Genomic DNA, 18,492 nt, shown 5'->3' with positions numbered 1-18,492 from the left:
CCGCACATGGATACCGCCTTGCGGCTCGACGCCTCCTGGGTCGACTATCTCCTCGTCGCTGTCTTCTTCGCCTTTGTCTTGGGCATTGGCTGGGCAGCTAAACGCGGCGTGTCGTCCTCCATCGACTTCTTCCTCTCCGGCCGTGGCCTGCCCGCCTGGATCACTGGCCTAGCTTTCATCTCCGCCAACTTGGGCGCGGTGGAAATCATCGGTATGTCCGCCAACGGTGTGGAATACGGCGTGCAGACAATGCACTATTTCTGGATCGGTGCCGTTCCCGCCATGATCTTCCTCGGCATTGTGATGATGCCGTTCTACTACGGCTCCAAGGTCCGTTCCGTGCCGGAGTTCATGCTCAAGCGTTTCGGTCCAGCCGCACACTTGGTCAATGCTCTGTCTTTCGCAGTTGCGCAGCTGCTCATCGCTGGTGTGAACCTGTATCTGCTGGCCACCGTCGTCGAAGCACTGCTCGGCTGGCCGTTGTGGGCAACCCTGGTGGTCGCTGCCGTGATCGTTTTGGCTTACATCACCCTCGGTGGTCTGTCTGCAGCGATCTATAACGAGGTGCTGCAGTTCTTCGTCATCATCGCTGCGCTTTTGCCATTGACCATCATTGGTCTGCGTCATGTTGGTGGCTGGAGCGGACTGAAGGAATCCATCAATGACCCGACTCACTTCTCCGCATGGCCTGGCCAGGGCCTGTCCGGTTTCGAGCACCCGGTGTGGTCTGTCGTGGGCATTGTCTTCGGCCTGGGCTTCGTTTTGTCCTTCGGTTATTGGACCACCAACTTCGTGGAGGTCCAGCGCGCAATGGCGTCGGACTCGCTGGCGTCGGCACGCAAGACTCCGATCATCGGCGCCTTCCCGAAGATGCTCATCCCATTCATCGTGGTCGTGCCCGGCATGATCGCCTCTGTTCTGGTCACCCCGATCATGGAGGGTGCGGCAAACCCGAACGACGCGGTGCTGTACCTGATGCGTGACCTGCTCCCCAACGGTCTGCTGGGTGTTGGTATCGCTGGCCTGTTGGCTGCATTCATGGCCGGTATGGCCGCCAATATTTCGTCGTTCAACACCGTGTTCAGCTACGACCTGTGGCAGACCTATGTGGTCAAGGACCGTGAGGATGATTACTACTTGCGCGTTGGCCGTCTGGCCACCGTGGGTGCGACCGTGATTGCTGTTTTCACCGCGCTGCTCGCCGCGAATTTCGGCAACATCATGGACTACCTGCAAACACTGTTCGGCTTCTTCAACGCCCCGCTGTTTGCCACCTTCATCCTCGGTATGTTCTGGAAGCGCATGACCCCGCATGCAGGTTGGTCCGGCCTGGTCGCCGGTACCGCAGCAGCGATCTGCTTCTGGGCGCTCTCGCTGGGCGAGAACCCGATGGTCACCCTTCCGGGTCAGGGCACCGCATTCGTCGCAGCTTCCCTCGCTTTCGTCGTGGACATCGCAGTCAGCGTCATCGTTTCGCTGTTCACTGCCCCGAAGCCGGACAAGGAGCTCGTTGGCTTTGTCCGCAGCGTCACCCCAAAGGAACAGCTTGTCGACGCCTCCGAGGCCACCCTCCCCTGGTACCAGCGCACGATCCCGCTCGGCATCATCGCCGGTGTTCTCGTTGTTGCTCTCAACCTGGTGTTCCTCTAAACGGCTGATGTCGGCCACTGATTCTCGATCAATTTAAGGATCTGATTCACATGACTACTGCACATTCTCAGGGACAAAATCCCGCACAGGAGCCGAAGCCGAAGGCAGCCACCGCAGCATTTGATATCCGCAATGTCATCGCTGCTCTGCTGGCCATCTATGGCCTGGTGCTCATCATTTGTTCGTTTGTTCTGGACCCGGGCGTCAATGCTGACACCGGCGCCGCGAAGGATTCCGCCGATAACCTGTGGGTGGGCATCGCTTTGGCCGTTGCCGCCGTGGTTTTCTTCGCGTGGGCACGGCTGCGCCCGATTGTTTTCAACCCCGAGACTCTGGAAGCCGCTTAAGCACATGACCGATCTCAAGATCACTCGCACGAATCTGTCGGATGGCCGCGAGCTCATCTACTTCGACGAGCCCGGCACCCCGGACCGCACCGCCGCCGATGAGCGTGGCCTGCCGGTGGTGGAGACTGAATCGTGGATGCGCCGCGACCCGTTGACCGGTGAGTGGGCAATCTACGCAGCGCACCGCCAGAACCGCACGTTCCTCCCACCGGCAAATGAGGACCCGTTGGCGCCGACGCGTCCGGGCCAAAAGCCGAGTGAGATCCCGGAGGCGGATTACCAGGTAGTGGTGTTTGAGAACCGGTTCCCTTCACTCAGCATGCACCAGACGATCAGCGAGGATGTTGATCTGCGTGTTGACGGCGAGGACCTTTTCGAGCGTGCACCAGCACTCGCCCGCTGCGAGGTCGTCTGCTTCACCCCTGATGCTGATGGCTCGTTTAAGGATCTGTCGTTGGAGCGCAAGCGCGCCCTCATCGACGTCTGGGCTCACCGTACCGCGGAGCTTTCCGCGATCGACGAGGTAAAGGCCGTGTTCCCCTTTGAGAACCGTGGCGAAGAAATCGGTGTGACCTTGCACCACCCGCATGGGCAGATTTATTCCTACCCGTTCGTTCCACCCCGCACCGCTGCAATTGCCCGGCGCGCCGCCAGTCACCGTGAGCAACACGGCCACGAGCTTTTCGACGACATTATCGCCGCCGAGCAGCGCGCCGCTACCCGCGTGATTGAGGATTCTGAGCACTTCCTTGTCTTCACACCCGCCGGCGCCAAGTGGCCGCTGGAGGTCATGGTGATGGCAAAGCGTGCCGTCCCGGATTTCGCAGCACTTAACGATGAGGAACGCGATGACCTGGCAGCGATCTGCCACAAGCTCTTCGCCGCTGTTGATCACTTCTTCGAGGGCGTGGAGCGCACCCCGTATATCGCGGCGTGGAACCAGGCCCCGGTGGATGCGCCAACTGATGGTCGTTTCCACCTGCAGTTGTTCTCGTTGATGCGATCACCGAATCGCATGAAGTTCCTCGCCGGAAGCGAATCCGGCATGAGTGTGTGGATCAACGACACCACTCCGGAAACCATCGCATCCACCATCAAGGAGCATTACGCATGATCGTTTCTGCTACTCGCTCGCCGGAAGAGCTCGCCGCGGCGGCACGCGAATTCCTCACTGCACACACCCCTGATACCGCTGCTTCTTCTGAGTCGGTGGGCACCTGGCTCGCCCCTGGCCGTGTGAATCTGATTGGTGATCACGTCGACTATGCCTTTGGTGTCTGTTTGCCGTTTGCCACCACTATGGCAACGGCGGTCGCAGCACGGAAGCGTGACGACGGTGTTTTGCGCATGCTCTCCCAGTCACCGAATGGGGAGCTGCTGGATGCCTCTGTCCCCCTCGCGGACCTCGACGCGGCAGTGAATGCTACGGATGCGCAGCCAGGCATCTTGCCAGATTGGCGGGGCTATATCGCCGGCACCGTTCACGCGCTCGGCGCGGGCGGCATGGATCTCGCGGTCGTTTCCGATGTTCCGCTCGGTTCCGGGCTGTCCAGTTCCGCCGCGCTCGAGTGCGCAGTCGGCGTGGCTGCGCGTGATCTCTATGAGCTGGGCACCAGCGACGAGGATCTCATTGCCGCGACGATGCGCGCGGAGAATTTCTACGTCGGCGCCAATACTGGCGGGCTGGACCAAAATGCAGTCGTGCGTGGACGCGCTGGCTTCGCACTCGCCCTGGACTTCCTGGAAAACACGCACGAGCAGGTCCCCTGCGATCTTGAGGGCTACACCTTGCTCGTCGTGGATAGCCGCGTCGAGCACTCCCACGCCACCGGCGAGTACAGTTCACGCCGCGGGCTTATCGACGCCACCGCAGCCGCTCTGTCCTGCACCTTCCGTGAAAATGACATTGTTGAGCGGGCAGTCACCTGGACAACTGATCACCCCGAAGATGCCCTGGGTAATGATCCGGAGGTGGTGCGCCGCCGTGTGCGCCACGTCCATTCCGAAACCGCACGCACCATCGAAGCGGTGGAAGCGCTCAAGGCCGGGGATATCGAACACTTCGGTCGTCTGATGAACGACAGTCACGCGTCTTTGCGTGATGATTATGAGATCGTCCCGGATGCACTTGAAACAGCCGTGCGTGCAGCACGTGCTGCTGGTGCTGTCGGTGCCCGTATCACTGGTGGTGGATTCGGTGGTTCCACCATCGCTCTGTGCCCCGCAGACCGGGCTGAAGCGATCGCCACCGCGATCATTGAAGCCACCGATAAAGGCGGTTTCCCCACCCCCGCGATCTACGCCACGAGCGCCCAGGACGGTGCCCGGAAGGTGTAGTTCGCCCGATCGCGATCGGCGCTGCTACCTAGTTCGCATTCTTCGCCTGGCGGCGGAACACGCCGACGAAGATGACCACCAGCAGCCCGATCGCGATCCAGTTGGCGATCTTGGCGTACTGCTCAAGGACATAAACGACTGGCTCGCCAATCATCCAGCCGAGCCAGAAGTACAGCAGCGTCCACGCCGTCTTGGACAGGAAGTCCAACACCATCATCTTCTGCCACGACATTCCAGTGGCACCGGTGAGCACGAGCACAACAAACTTGATGGGCAGCGGAATAGGCAGGTAGGCAAAGAAAATCGCCAGCCAACCGAGTTTGTGGAACCAACCTTCCACCCGTTCGAAGTTCTTTGCTGTGCGCTTCGAATTCTGCGCTTGCACATCCAAGATGCCACGGCCCCACAGCTTGCCTGCCCACCAATAGACCCAGTCGAATTTGATGGCCACCAGCGAACCGATGAGCACGTACCAAAGCCAGCCGGATGCCTCCCCCACTGCAGCGAGAGCGCCGGTGGAGGCCGCACCGATACGGGAACCGGTCAACGCCAACAAGATCGGCGGATCCAGACCCAGCAGCCACGCACGCAGCGGGATCAGGGCCATTCCGAACAAGCCGACAAAACCAATCCAACCAAGGCACCAATAGTCTTCCTTGGTCGGTTTGGAATTCCACGGCATGCCGGGCTCTTCCCACCATTCGCGCTCAGCTTCGTTGGCGGTGGGCTCGTTGTCCACGCCGGGCTGGTTCGCGTCAATCTTGTCATTGTCATGCGACATGGTTTCTTAACCTACCGCGTGAACAACGACGAATGTCACCGCGCCAGCTCTTGGGCCACCTTGCGCGCATGCGCGATCACAGCGGGCACGCCGACGCCACCGGCCCACGCACCCGTTGCGGAAATGCCGTCGAGGGAAGCAAGTTGCTTATCGACGTCCGCCACCGTTTCCACATGCTTCTCATCAAAGCGCGGCAACCCGCCAAACCAGCGCTGGACGTAGATCTCTTCCAGACCCGCTTCGCGGCCATCAAAACCGGTGATGGTGGCAAGGTCATCGAGCGCCCAGTCCACCAAGTCATCCTCATCAGCACGGATTGCAATATCGTCGCCGAAGCGACCGAAGCTAGCACGGACGAGCGCGCCACCACGCTCAGCCAGGTGTGGCCATTTGCGGGAGGAGAACGTGAAGGCCTTCGCCTTCACATCATCTGCCCCAGTGGCGACGAGAACGCCAGAATTCTGTGGCAGGCCCTCATCGGTGGCAAAGCGCATGCCCACCACCACGGAATTAGCCAGCTTTATGCCCGACAAGCTCTGTGCTGTCTCCGGCGCGATCTGCTTGAGCAACAGCGCGGCGGTCGGTGCGGGAACAGCGAGGACAACATGGTCATAGACTTTGTCCTCCCCACCCTTGAGGCGGAAGCCGGTGGTCGCCCCACTGTTGTCGTCCTTGCTGTCTTTGGATTCAGCGCGCTGGATCCCGGAGACAAAAGCATCGATGTAGATATCTGCCCCGGACTTCTCCGCGAGAGTCTCGTAGACCTCTTGGTAGCCATCACGGAACGCGTTGAATACCGCACCGTGGCCGGTGGGCAGCTCTTTGCGTTGTGCCTCGAGGTTGCGCACGGCAGTGGACAGGTGAACGGTTCGCTCGGGATTCTTGGCCGCGAGTCGATCAAATTCAGCAGCGAGTTGGGGGATCGTGGCACGCACACCGAGATCATCAGCCGTGCACGAATACACCCCGCCCAGCAAGGCAGAGACGACATTGTCCACCACATCATCGCCGTAACGCTCACGCACAAGCGCGCCGACATTCAGATCGCCATCTTCGGGCCAAGTGAAGCCGGGGCGGTTAGCTTCGTCGTCGATAAGCTTCGCTGTTTGTTCTGAAACGAGGTGCGCGACCGTCGCTGATTCTCCCGGAATGCCCATGACGCCGCCGGTCGGCAACGACTGTGCCTTCCCGTCGACCCAGACGAGCGAACGAAGACCAGAAGGCTCAACTAGCGAATCGCCCAGGCCGAGCTCCGTGAAGAAATCGACTGCATCCTTGCGGCGGGCCATGAATGCTTCCGCACCCATATCCGTCGGGCCGCCCTCGAAAGCGACGGTGTGGAGCTTGCCGCCAATCCGGTCGGTGGCCTCGTAGACGTCCACGTGCATGTTCGCAGCGTTACGGAGCTCATAGGCGACGGTCAGACCAGCCAAGCCTGCGCCGATGATGGCGATATTCATTAGCTCTCCTCGTGAATGATGCGCACTGCCTCGGTGATCGCCTCGGCATCAGTGGTCGGCAGCACGCCGTGGCCTAGGTTGAAAATGTGGCCCGTGGCGGTGCCTGCAGCCACTGCGCGGGCAGCCTCGGCCTTGATGCGGGTGACTTCCTCACGCACGATGTCCTCGCCCGCGAACAGCAATGCTGGGTCCAGGTTGCCCTGCAGAACACGTGGGGATGCAAAGCGCTCAGCTGCCTTATCCAACGGCACGCGCCAATCCACACCCATTACTTCGCTGCCAGCCTCCGACATCGCACCGAGCAATTCACCGGTAGCGACACCGAAGTGGATACGCGGGATCTCACCAGCAACTGTTTCCAGGATCTCCGTGGAATACGGCAGCACGTGGCGGCGGTAGTCCGCCTCCGTAAGGAAACCAGCCCAGGAATCAAACAGCTGCATCGCATCAATGCCAGCTTCGACCTGCGTACGCAAAAACGCGGTGATCGTGGGCACCAGGCGACGCATGAGCTCATGCCACGTCTCCGGATCACCGTGCATCATGGCCTTGGTCTTCTCATGGTTCTTGCTCGGCCCACCCTCAACGAGATAGCTGGCCAAAGTGAAGGGTGCACCAACGAAACCGATGAGGGCCTGAGTATCACTCAACTCATCCAGAATGTGGCCAATGCCCTGTGCGACTTCTTCGACCTCATGGTCAAGAATCGGCAAATTAGCCACATCTTCCTTCGTGCGGATCGCCTCGCCCATCACCGGGCCACGGCCCGGGACGATCTCTACATCAACACCAGCAGCCTTGAGCGGCACGACAATATCGGAAAACAAGATCGCCGCATCGACATCATGGCGCCGGACTGGCTGTAGCGTGATCTCCGCGAGCAGCTCCGGCATGAAGCACGAGTCGAGCATGGCAATGCCCTCACGCACTTCGCGGTATTCGGGCAAGGATCGGCCAGCTTGTCGCATGAACCACACGGGGGTTCGCGACGGTGTACGGCCCAAAGCGGCCTCCACAATGGGGGCTTGATTCAGCTCACGTCGAGTCATGCTGTCCATTGTGGCCCATACAGGCCACAGGTGTCACAACCGGTCGATTCGGGGGAAGTGCCGCGCCCGTTGAGAGAGCAGTTCAATGAGCACTGATGAGCCGAGCATCAGCACCGTCGCAACGATCGGCGGGATAGCGCCTGCGGCAGCAACAGCGAGAATCGTGATGTTGTACCCCCACGACAGCGCCTGATTCCGATCAATCAGCGCACCGACTCTTTGCGCATGAACGATCAGCTGTGGCACCGCCGCGACATCCTCACGGAGCAAGACCGCAGACAGCTTCCGCTTCCGCCGTTGGCCGGTATCAATGTCATCAGCACTGGCGTACATCATGCTGATATTCGCTGCCCGCAGCGCATCAATCACGGTGTTATCGCCCACCATTGCGACATGTGCTCCGCCGGCGCGCAGGTTGCGGATCGCACCCGGCTTACGGTCATTGGTAATACCCGCCAGCACCGTTGAAATGCCCAAATAATCAGCGAAACGACGCGCCACCGGATAGGTATCACGGGTGAGCATGACCGTCTCAATGCCGCGCGATTCCAACATCGTCACAGCCTCATCGGCATCGTCCTTGAAAGGATCGAACAACGTGACCACACCGCGGTCCTTGCCCTTCCAGCCAACAACGATCGGGGTGCCACCCGAGGTGGCCGCCACAGCCAACCGGCCATGCAGATGCGACAGGTTCACCGGACGCCACAGGTGCGCCTCGACCTGAGAGACGGTCTCACAGCCTTCCTCATCGACGTAAGTCAGCGAGATTCGACCCGTCACATCACCACTCGGCTGCTGTTCAACAGCAACGAGTTCATAGCGCGTTGGCAGCGCCGGATTATCGTCTGCCTGCGAACGCGCCTCACGGGCACCATGCACTAACGCACGGGAAGCCGGGTGAGTGTATTCCATGGACAACGCACCAGCGATGCGCAGCACCATCTCCTCACTCTCGCCTTCCAGCGCCGTGACGGACTCGACGAACATCTTCGACTCCGCCAACGTGCCCACGCGGTTGAACACCACCGTGTCCACATCTTCAAGGCTGCGCAGCGTCTCGCCCTCACGAACAAGCATGCCGTTGCGTGCCGCGGATTCAACACCAAGGCGCAAAGCCAGCGCTGGCGAAAGAGCCAATGCGGCCGGCGCCACACCAGCAAGCACCGCAAGGGCTGTGCGAAGTGCAGCGTTGTAATCACGTGCAATCAAGCCCCACAGAATGAAGCTGAACAATGCCACAGCCATCGCCAACGGCAACAGCAAAGCCGCACCACGGGCGTACTCCATCGAAGCGAAACGCTGACGGCGCTCCACATCCATCAACCAGGTCTGGACAGCCTGCCAACGAGTCGAGTGACCAGTCTTTTGCGCACGAACCTTGATCTCACCTTCGTGAATCACAGAACCGGCGTACACAAACGAGCCGACCTTCACGTCCACTGGTTCGTGAACATCGATCAATCCCGGGCGCAACATCGCACGGCCACCCATGATCTTGCCGTCCACCGGAATGATCTCCCCGCGGTACACCTTGATGTCGTCACCATGGTTGATTTCTGAAACAGGGATTTTCTCCTCGTCGCAGTCCGCTCCTCCGCGTCGTTTGTTCACGCGGGTGTACTCGGTTTCCGGATCTAGCGTGGCGTCGGCAAGCTCGTCGATAAGCGTGCTGCGCGACCGGATGGAAAACCTGCGACCGATGAGCAACAACGACGTAATCCCGCAAGCCACGTCGAGGAAAAGCTCAGGCCCATCCACTGTGCCCTGAGTCGTGGCAAACCAGGAAAAGCCGGAATGCCACCCACGGTGCCCGGTCGGGGCAAATGCGATCACCGCAGCTGACCACAAATACGCAATGAGCACAGCAACCGAGCTCGCCCCATCAAGGGCCGCGATACCTCTGCGCACACCGCCCAACATCGCGCGGTGGAAAGGCAACGCGCACCACGTGACAACCGGTGTGGACAACGCGAGCGAAACCCACTGCCAACCATCAAATTGAGCTGGCTCGAAATACGCGAAAACCAACACCGGAATAGTGAGCACAAGCGCCAACCACATGCGCGCCGGAGTGACCAGATCGCGCGCGGTGTACAAGACATCTTCGTGCTGTTTGTGCGTCTGGCGGCGCTGACCGTAACCCGCCTGACGTGCCTGGTCGAGCGAACGCTCAAGCAGACGTCGCTGCCGACGCATACGGCTCGGCATGTCCTTGATTGGCTTCCGGCGAGCATGGTGCTCCGCGCTCTGCGTGCGCGTTGTGTACCGCAACAAGGAGGTCTCCGACATTGTCGCCGTGACCCCCATCGCCGCGAATTTCGAAATGATCGCCTGCGGGCTCGTGTCTACCGTCGCGGTGATCCATGCCGTCGAACGCGGGTAAACAATGCGGCACTCCACCCCGTCGAGAGATTCAACTGCCTGTTCCACTTCCTCCACGTCCGGCGCAGCTGGAAGCCCCTCCAATAGGAAGGAATAAGAAACGTGAGGGCGGTCTGGGACCTCACCGGCGGCGGCCCAACCAGAATGATCGGTGTCATCCGCTTCGCTACCAATGCCAAAACCAGCTTGGCGTGCCGCTTCGTGCGCGTCTTCGATGGAGCGGCCAAGCTCACCCGAATCATCAGATTCGCTGGCATCATCGCCGAGATCTACAGCAGAGTCAGCAGCAGTTGCCGCCTCTTTATTCTCTTCGTCCATCTCGTGGGGCACTTATTTCACCTCTTTTGCGCACTTGTAGTCTGCGACAAGCCATTTCATGCTCGTCATTAATCTGAATGGTCAGCTTAGAACCGGGGGCTCATTTTATCCACAAACGCATTGGAGTCCGGGCGGAAGGCAAACAGCATCGCGAAAGCAAGAAGGACAGCAACCAACACAGCTGTCCACGCCGTGACCAGGTGAACCAGAAAAGCAGTCAGATTCAAAAACAGGGCGGCCGCAGTGAAACCAGCTGCGAAGCGCCGCGCGACCTTATTGCCCTGCCGGAAATATGCCGCTGCCGAAACGAGCAAAACGCCCAGAATGATGTTGCCGAATGTCACGGTGCGCCAATTCATCGTGGCTTTTTGCTGCGCTGCCACATCGCCCATCTGAGGTGCACCCTCAGAAAACAGCAACATGCCAGTGAGCAGCATGATCACCGACGCTGTGCAGATCAGATAAAAACCGATCTGCAAATTCCGTGGCCATTCATCGCCAGCTTGCGCCGAATAACGGCGGTTGGCGTCATCCGGGTGACTAATGAAAGTTGGGAACATTCCGGCCATGATGGGGGTGCTTTCTGGTCAGTTTCTACGCAACAGGGCTGGAATCATTATGGTCGCGCCGCGCACCATTGGCACCAGACTCCGGCTTCGCGGTCCACTTCTTCGTCTCTTCCTGAGACGCGAAAATCAGACCACACACGGCAGCAACACCAGCGATGATTTGAATCACCCCGTCGAGCGCGACAACAGCGGTAGGCACACCATCCGTTGCGGCACCGCCAACCAGCACCACCGTGAGCATGCGCATAGCGAAGAACACGGAGAAAACCACCAGTAGCATCAGCGCATTGCGCGCCCAGCCCTTTTGTTGCGCCACAGCTTTCAAAGCCAAGACGAGCACAAATACGACAGCGAGCGTGAACACTGCCATCAGGCCCAACGCGACATAAACAATGAATTTGACCTGGTCATCGCCGATCGCGTCGCTGCCGACAGACTTATTCGCCTCACGCGCCGCCTCCATCATCCGCGATGGATTGAGCATGCCCATAACCACACCGAAAAGCTGGTGTACAAGCTCGCCACCGAGCATGATCACCCATGCCAACAGCAGGTAGCGCACAGTCTCCGGAGGGGTCTTCCGGTCGTGCGGATCAGAGCTATCGCTTATCGACGCCCCCTTCTTCCCCACCGGCTGCTCCACCCCGCTGCCTGGCCAATTGCCGGGATTAGGCACCGTCATTATTTGCCTGCTTTCTTGCCAGCGCCACCTGCTTGTCCTGAAAGAATTCGAGCTGCATCAAGTGCGAAATATGTGAAGATCTGGTCAGCACCAGCACGCTTGATGGACATCAAGGACTCCATCATCGTGGCATCCCGATCAGTCCACCCATTCGCACCGGCCGCCTGAATCATCGCGTACTCGCCGGAGACTTGGTAGGCCGCCACCGGGACCGGGGAGATCTCCGCGATCTTGGTCAGCACATCCAGGTATGGCAGAGCCGGCTTGACCATCACAAAATCCGCCCCCTCGGCAAGATCCAACTCCACCTCAAGAAGGGACTCACGAATATTCGCCGGGTCCTGCTGGTACGTACGACGATCACCAGTCAGCGAAGATCCGACAGCATCACGGAATGGACCGAAAAATGCCGAAGCGTACTTCGCGGAATACGCCATGATGGCGACATCCTGCCACCCTGCCTCATCAAGCGCGGCACGGATCACCTCAATTTGGCCGTCCATCATGCCCGACGGACTCACAATGTGCGCGCCGGCTTCTGCCTGGGAAACCGCCATCTTCACATACAGCGGCAGCGTCGCATCATTGTCCACAACATCATTGCCGTGAGCATCAGTAGTGACCACACCGCAGTGGCCGTGATCAGTGAATTCATCAAGGCACGTATCGGCCATGATCAGCAGATCATCACCGAATTCTTCACGCAGACGAGACAGCGCACGATTCAAAATGCCGTCCGGCGCCCACGCCTGCGAGCCTTCTGCATCCTTGTCCTCATCGCGCGGGACACCAAACAAGTCCACGCACGGAACACCGAGCTCCACGGCTTCGCGGCAGATCTCCACCAAAGAATCCATGCTGTGCTGGTACACACCTGGCATGGACGGGATCTCGCGCTTCTCACCGCTTTCCCCAAGGTCGTCAGCGACGAACAACGGGAGGATGAAATCACTCGGGTGCAACTGGGTCTCGGCGACCATCGCACGCATCACTGGGCTGCGGCGCAGACGACGCGGACGACGCACGGGACCAACATTCTGGGGATTTAGAGCTGAATCAGACACGCACCCCATATTAGGAAGTTCACCGACCACGGGAAAATGGCCGGTGAATGTCAGTACTTAAAGTGTCTTAGGAACGACGAGTGCGACGCTTCTTACGCGGCGGCGGCAGCTGGCCAGCAGCGCGCAAGCCGGCAACATGCTCCGCCAATGCGTCGACAAGCGAGGGCACATCCGCCACCTCAGGCACAACGTCGACACGCAGTCCCTGCTCCTTCGCTTCTGCTGCAGCCATCGGGCCAATGCACGCGATGATCGTGCGCGCATGTGGCTTGCCTGCGATGCCCACGAGGTTCTTCACCGTCGAAGCAGACGTGAAGCAGACAGCATCAAAACCACCGGTCTTGATCATGTCGCGCACCTCAGGCGCCGGCGGTGCTGCTCGCACAGTGCGGTAGGCCACGACATCGTCGACCTCCCAGCCCTTCTCCACCAGGCCATCGACCAGCACGTCCGTGCCGATATCCGCGCGCGGCAACAGCACACGGCCAACCGGGTCGATCTCCTCGACGTACTCCGGGAAGACGTCGACAAGCCCCTGCGCATTCTGCTTCGTGCGGTGCGGCAACAATTCCGGGAACATGCCACGAGCACGAATCGCATCAGCGGTCTTGGTGCCCACTGCCGCAAGGTGCACGCCCGCGAACGAACGGGCATCCAGGCCGAGCTCCTCGAATTTGTCCCATACGGCGTTCACACCGTTGACCGAGGTGAACACAATCCACTGGTAGCGGCCCTCAACAATGCCCTTGATGGCACGATCCATCTGCGCCGGGTTACGGGGAGCTTCCATCGAGATCGTCGGCACCGACTGCGGAATTGCACCGTACGACGTCAGACGTGCATTCATCGGGCCCGCCTGCTGCTTCGCGCGCGGCACGAGCACACGCCAGCCATACAGAGGACGGTTCTCCCACCAGGAGTACTTCGAACGATCATCAACGGCCGTGCCAATGGTGACCACAAGCGTGCCATCCAAATCCGTGTCCAACTTGCCCACGGTGCCCAGCGTCGCATCAAATGTCCGCTGCAGACGCGTCGTGCCATTGACCGTCACAGTCAACGGAGTGGATGCGCTGTAGCCACGTGAAGTGAGCTCCTCAGCGATCACCGACAAATGGTGTGCCTCACCCTGCAGCACCAACGGCTGCGGAGCCGCGGCCAGGCCGTCCCAGTCCACCGGCTCATTATTCAAATCTGCCTCGGTGTACGTAGAGCCCAGACCGATACCTGCGAAAGACGGCACCGTCGACGGCAAAGACATGCCCGGCACCACCTGGAATTCCAGGCCAGCAGCAGCAACTGCGGAGATCTCCTCCATGATCGCGTTCCGGGTCAACGGGTTACCGGCAACCAAACGAATCACATCACCATCGCCCGTTTCCCCACGATCGATCGCAGCAGCAGCCTCATCCAAAGCCGATTCAAGCGGAGCGACAATGCCCTCGCCCTGGGGCTCAACCTCAGACAACTCCGCGGCAGTCGGATCCGCCGGCTTCGGCGGTTTACGGCGTGCACCGGCCTCCTTCGCCTTAGCGCACATCTCCTCGTATGCTTCCTCAGCCGCCTTGAGTTTATCCTCCGGCACAGGCAGGCCTGCAGCCACAACATCGCGGACACCTGCAGAGACGTCCGGATCAATCACTGCGACTGCGTTACGCTCAAGCACCTCGCGCGCACGGATGGTGAGCAAATCAGGGTTGCCTGGGCCAGCACCAACGAAAATCACTTTGCCCCGCGGCGTTGGGGTCGCCGAAGGGGTAACAGACGCGTTTTCATCCGCGGACAGCGGCATGGCAGCACTCGTCATTGACTCAAATCTTTTCTAAGCAGATCGCGACAAACATTACTTACAAAGGTGCGCATCGCGCCTGCTAAAAGCCCCAAAAAACCAAAACGGGGACCAGATGAGTAGCGGCGCTGACGGCGTATGGTAACTACACCTTAATTTAGTAGGGCGAATTCAAGAAATTAATGCCGTCGAGCGAGGGCTAGAGGAACTGGGCAGCTCCGCCGTCGAAAAGCTTCTTGGCCACTTCACGGCCCAATTCAATTGGGTCCGTGCCCTTTGCTTCTTCCACGAGTTGGCCCGAACCATCGAGCGCGAAAACGCCACCACGCAGGGTGATTTCATCGCCATCAATAGTCGCGGTGGAAGCCACCGGTGCCGTGCAGCCAGCTTCCAGTACAGCCAGAACAGTGCGCTCTGCCATCGCGCACTTCGTATCATCAGCGCTGACCAATTTGTCGATCGCTGCGCGCGCATAATCATCATCCGCACGGCATTCCACCGCCAATGCACCCTGCGCGGGAGCTGGCATGAATTCAGTCGGGTCAAAGACCTGCGTCGCACGATCACCCAAACCAACACGGGTTAAACCAGCGTAAGCGAGAACCACGGCATCAAGTTCGCCACTGGTCACACGGCCCATACGCGAATCAATATTGCCGCGCAGCGGACGGATATCCAGGTCCGGACGCATTGCCTTCAGCTGCGAAATACGACGCGGCGCCGACGTACCCACCTTCGAGCCCTGCGGAAGCTCCGCCAACGTCAGACCATCGCGCGCAATAAGCGCTTCACGGCGGTCCTCCCTCACCGGAATGATCAAGTGCGTCCGCGGCTCATCTGCCGTGGGTAAATCCTTGAAAGAGTGCACCGCCACATCGGCCTCATCATCGAAAACGGCCTGACGGATCGCGGTGGTGAACACACCGACACCGATCCGTTCAACCGGCGCCTGGCTCAGGTCACCAGCGGTGGTGACAATGGTCAGCTCGGCGTCATGGCCAGCTTCGATAAGCGCATCCCGCATGTGCCCTGCTTGGGTCTGGGCAAGTTTCGAACCACGCGTAGCTACGCGCAAGGTACGGGACGCATTGGTGTTGTTGGTCGCTTCAGTCACTGCTCGTTTCCTTTCTCGCAGAACCCGGACAGCGAGTTCTTCTCAAAACTTCCAGCGGATTTAATCCCGGTTGTATCGCCACCAGCTAAGCCGGTCGTCGTATCTTTCCCGCCGGTGAGGCCAAATAATTCCTCGATAGCGATCTCATAGCTGACCTCATCGGGCAACGCCGCGAGCTCTTTGATTTTCACCGTCGGCTGGTGGAGCAATTTATCCACCACACGCTTAACAGTGCGGGAGACCTCTTCGAATTCATCGGCATCCAGCTGCGGCAGGCGCGAACGGAGCCGTTCCAATTCCGCCTGGGCAGTCTCCGCCGCATTCACGCGCAGCTGCTTGACCATCGGTGCGACATCTCGCACACGCTGCTCGCTGCTGAAATTAGCGATCTCATCAGCAACAATCTGCTCAGCCATCCGACGTGCCGAAGACCCTTCATGCGTTGAGCCTGGGTTCACATCATCGTCGTCAAGCTTTGCGTGCAGCGCTTCGATATTGATCAACGTGACACCGTCAAGCTGCACCACCGCATCATCAATATCGCGTGGCAAAGACAGATCCACCAAGGTCGCCGGGCCCGAAATATCTTCTGGAGTGAGCGTGAAACCATCGCTCGCGGTGGCGGACACAGCAATATCCACACGCGACAAAGCACCAGCCCGGGCAGAGAAATCCACGACTTCTGCTGCCACGCCTGCCTCACGTGCATGCTCGGCGAGACGCTCCGCGCGTGAACGGGTGCGGTTAGCCAAAATGAGCCGGTCCACGCCACGCTTACCCAGGTTCGTTGCCGCCAATGACGACATTGCCCCAGCACCGAGCACCAACGCTGTGCGTCCCTTGAGGGACTCCACACCCATTTCTTTCATCGCCTCATCGAGCGCGAAGGTAACCATTGATGCACCCGCATCGTCAATAGCGGTCTCCGAATGGATGCGCTTACCGGTATGCAGTGCAGACTGCACCAATGCATGCAGGGCCGGGCCGATCGTGCCACGCTCGGTGGCATCCTGGTACGCCGCACGCACCTGGCCGATGATCTGCTGCTCGCCCACCACCATGGAATCCAAGCCAGCAGCCACGCGCATCAGGTGCTCTGCCGCCGCATCCGCATAGCGGACGTACAAGTAACTCCGCAGTTCAGCGACGTCAACACCGGAGAACTGCTCCAGTACACGCAGCACATCATTCACACCAGTGTGGAAAGCATTCGTGACTGCATAGACCTCAAGCCTGTTGCAGGTGGAGATGATCATTGCCTCAGACAGGCTCGGCTGCTGAGTGAAAGCTTCGCCAGCCTCGTTCTTCACGGCGTCATCCATGCTCAACCGCTCAAGCAGCGCGACCGGCGCCGAGCGGTGGGACATGCCCACCACGAGAACACTCACGAAAAATTCCTCCAGACCAGCTCACTCGGCAACCAGCACAAAGGCAGCGCCACAAGTCAACCCAAAGACTACCCCCGACATGCAGGAGCGCCACAACCGCCCTGCCCTCACGGGGTCACCCAGCTTTTGCCCCCAGCTCCGCCGCAAGTTCGTCATTGTCTACTTCCCAGCAAGCGAACTCTTCATCATCGATGACGATCACTGGCACGCGGTCCCCGAACTCAGCGGCGAGCTCATCGCTCTCATCTACATCAACTATTTCGAGTTGCGCGCCTGCTTCCGCCACCACTGGGGTGATTTGATCCACGACCCGTGCGCACGAACCGCAGGTCTGCCGGACCATTACTTGCACCAAACGCGCCATGCGGGGCCTCCTTGTCACGGTTACGCTCTACTGAAGGGAATACGATGTTCACCAAGACTACCCGCGGCAATGTGCTGCGCCCCGTGCCCTGAAGTGAAATAAGGAGACCATCTCGCCGTGAGCCCCGACAACGGACCCCTTTCCGGCCGCGATTACCTCGCGCAATGGTCTATTTCACGGGGAAATCTGCGCCGCTTCATTGAGGAAACAGCGCTTCCGCCTATCGACGATGCCCACCAGCGCACCGCCGGTGAAGCCGCCGCCGAAGCCGCTATTGAAGAGACTTTTGGCATCAGCATCGACGAATTCGTCACAGGTGTTGATTCTGTCTCCGGCGCCGCCGCCACTGCCGGCGGGATCGAAGTGACCAAACCTGACCCGGACATTCCGCAACAGGCCGGTGCCGCGGCTTTCTTCGACATCGACAACACCCTCATCCAGGGTTCTTCGCTAATCCTGCTCGGATACGAGTTATTCCGCCGTAAATTCTTGAGCTTGAGCGAGATTTTCCCGTACCTCGTGGCACAGATCCAGTACCGCGTCTTCGGCAAAGAGCTTCCCGACGCCATCGGTTCCGGCCGCGAAATGGCCCTCGATTTCGTTAAAGGCCAAGAAGTCGAAGCACTCAAAGAAATCTGCAGCGATATTGTCGACGAGCGCCTCATCGACCGCACCTATTCCGGTACCCGCGAACTCGCCGCCCTACATGTCGCCGCCGGCGAGCAAGTTTGGCTTGTTTCCGCCACCCCCGTCCAGGTCGGCCAGTTCCTCGCCCGCCGCATGGGCTTTACCGGCGCGCTTGGCACTGTCGCTGAGGAAGAAGACGGTAAATTCACCGGCCGCCTCGTCGGCGATATCCTCCACGGCCCCGGCAAGGTTCACGCTGTCGCTGCCCTTGCCGCCATCCAAGGTCTCGACCTTGCCGAGTGCACCGCCTATTCCGATTCCGCCAACGACATCCCCATGCTGTCCATGGTGGGCACACCAGTGGCCATCAACCCAGACAGCAAGCTGCGCAAGCATGCAGAAGAGCACGGCTGGCTCATCCGCGACTACCGCCCGGTGCGCCGCGTTCTGTTCAGCTGGATTCTGCCCGCCGGCATCACCGCGGCCGGCGTCGGCGCATTCCTGTGGCGCCGACGCAAGCGCCACTAATTACAAACGAGAGCACCCTCCCACCAAGCTCGCCCGATCA

Annotated in this window: 16 protein-coding genes; 5 read left to right on the top strand and 11 right to left on the bottom strand. The window is 59.8% G+C overall.

The genetic code is table 11. The annotated features are described in order from the left end of the window. Window positions 1-6 precede the first annotated feature (6 nt). Genes Q0X21_RS01865 through galK form a run of 4 tightly spaced genes read left to right on the top strand, consistent with a single transcriptional unit; the run spans window position 7 to window position 4,334 of the window. Window positions 7-1,650: a sodium:solute symporter family protein gene (locus Q0X21_RS01865; RefSeq protein WP_297850000.1), complete on the top strand. Its 1,644-nt coding sequence runs from the start codon at window positions 7-9 to the stop codon at window positions 1,648-1,650. A gap of 50 nt (window positions 1,651-1,700) precedes the next feature. Continuing rightward, window positions 1,701-1,997: a hypothetical protein gene (locus tag Q0X21_RS01860; RefSeq protein WP_297849999.1), complete on the top strand. Its 297-nt coding sequence runs from the start codon at window positions 1,701-1,703 to the stop codon at window positions 1,995-1,997. A 4-nt stretch (window positions 1,998-2,001) separates the two neighbouring features. Next, window positions 2,002-3,111, top strand: a complete 1,110-nt coding sequence (galT, locus tag Q0X21_RS01855; RefSeq protein WP_297849998.1) for a galactose-1-phosphate uridylyltransferase — start codon at window positions 2,002-2,004, stop codon at window positions 3,109-3,111. After that, on the top strand, window positions 3,108-4,334 hold the full coding sequence (gene galK, locus Q0X21_RS01850) for a galactokinase (RefSeq protein WP_297849997.1): 1,227 nt from the start codon (window positions 3,108-3,110) through the stop codon (window positions 4,332-4,334). The genes galT and galK overlap by 4 nt, the downstream gene beginning before the upstream one ends. A 28-nt stretch (window positions 4,335-4,362) precedes the next feature. Here the strand turns inward: galK and Q0X21_RS01845 are convergent, their stop codons facing one another. The 11 genes from Q0X21_RS01845 to Q0X21_RS01795 form a co-directional block, all read right to left on the bottom strand. Continuing rightward, window positions 4,363-5,115 carry a DedA family protein gene (locus Q0X21_RS01845; RefSeq protein ID WP_297849996.1) on the bottom strand — a complete coding sequence of 251 codons (753 nt, stop codon included), beginning with the start codon at window positions 5,113-5,115 and terminating at the stop codon, window positions 4,363-4,365. 35 nt (window positions 5,116-5,150) lie between these two features. Further along, window positions 5,151-6,575: a protoporphyrinogen oxidase gene (locus Q0X21_RS01840; protein WP_297849995.1), complete on the bottom strand. Its 1,425-nt coding sequence runs from the start codon at window positions 6,573-6,575 to the stop codon at window positions 5,151-5,153. After that, on the bottom strand, window positions 6,575-7,624 hold the full coding sequence (hemE, locus tag Q0X21_RS01835) for a uroporphyrinogen decarboxylase (RefSeq protein WP_297849994.1): 1,050 nt from the start codon (window positions 7,622-7,624) through the stop codon (window positions 6,575-6,577). The genes Q0X21_RS01840 and hemE overlap by 1 nt, the downstream gene beginning before the upstream one ends. Before the next feature lie 33 nt (window positions 7,625-7,657). Beyond that, window positions 7,658-10,339 carry a cation-translocating P-type ATPase gene (locus tag Q0X21_RS01830; RefSeq protein ID WP_297849993.1) on the bottom strand — a complete coding sequence of 894 codons (2,682 nt, stop codon included), beginning with the start codon at window positions 10,337-10,339 and terminating at the stop codon, window positions 7,658-7,660. A 74-nt stretch (window positions 10,340-10,413) separates the two neighbouring features. Further along, window positions 10,414-10,887 carry a hypothetical protein gene (locus tag Q0X21_RS01825; RefSeq protein ID WP_297849992.1) on the bottom strand — a complete coding sequence of 158 codons (474 nt, stop codon included), beginning with the start codon at window positions 10,885-10,887 and terminating at the stop codon, window positions 10,414-10,416. A 34-nt stretch (window positions 10,888-10,921) separates the two neighbouring features. Next, on the bottom strand, window positions 10,922-11,578 hold the full coding sequence (locus Q0X21_RS01820) for a hypothetical protein (protein ID WP_297849991.1): 657 nt from the start codon (window positions 11,576-11,578) through the stop codon (window positions 10,922-10,924). Further along, entirely contained in the window at window positions 11,578-12,651 is a 1,074-nt protein-coding gene (hemB, locus tag Q0X21_RS01815; RefSeq protein WP_297849990.1) for a porphobilinogen synthase, read from the bottom strand. Before hemB ends, Q0X21_RS01820 begins: the two co-directional genes overlap by 1 nt. A 58-nt stretch (window positions 12,652-12,709) precedes the next feature. Continuing rightward, complete coding sequence (locus Q0X21_RS01810) at window positions 12,710-14,434, bottom strand: uroporphyrinogen-III synthase (RefSeq protein ID WP_297850059.1); 1,725 nt, start codon at window positions 14,432-14,434, stop codon at window positions 12,710-12,712. A 196-nt stretch (window positions 14,435-14,630) separates the two neighbouring features. Further along, on the bottom strand, window positions 14,631-15,545 hold the full coding sequence (gene hemC / locus Q0X21_RS01805; RefSeq protein ID WP_297849989.1) for a hydroxymethylbilane synthase: 915 nt from the start codon (window positions 15,543-15,545) through the stop codon (window positions 14,631-14,633). Beyond that, window positions 15,542-16,933 carry a glutamyl-tRNA reductase gene (locus Q0X21_RS01800; RefSeq protein WP_297849988.1) on the bottom strand — a complete coding sequence of 464 codons (1,392 nt, stop codon included), beginning with the start codon at window positions 16,931-16,933 and terminating at the stop codon, window positions 15,542-15,544. Before Q0X21_RS01800 ends, hemC begins: the two co-directional genes overlap by 4 nt. A gap of 115 nt (window positions 16,934-17,048) precedes the next feature. After that, window positions 17,049-17,297 (bottom strand): glutaredoxin family protein, encoded by a 249-nt coding sequence (locus Q0X21_RS01795; protein WP_297849987.1) that lies wholly within the window; start codon window positions 17,295-17,297, stop codon window positions 17,049-17,051. A gap of 117 nt (window positions 17,298-17,414) precedes the next feature. On the opposite strand from Q0X21_RS01795, the gene Q0X21_RS01790 reads away from it, so the two are divergent. Continuing rightward, window positions 17,415-18,452 carry an HAD family phosphatase gene (locus tag Q0X21_RS01790; RefSeq protein WP_297849986.1) on the top strand — a complete coding sequence of 346 codons (1,038 nt, stop codon included), beginning with the start codon at window positions 17,415-17,417 and terminating at the stop codon, window positions 18,450-18,452. Window positions 18,453-18,492 lie beyond the last annotated feature (40 nt).

The sequence above is a fragment of the uncultured Corynebacterium sp. genome (assembly GCF_947253065.1).
Lineage (GTDB): Bacteria > Actinomycetota > Actinomycetes > Mycobacteriales > Mycobacteriaceae > Corynebacterium.
Note: the sequence above shows the minus strand (reverse complement) of the source record. Positions and strands in the feature narration are given on the sequence as shown.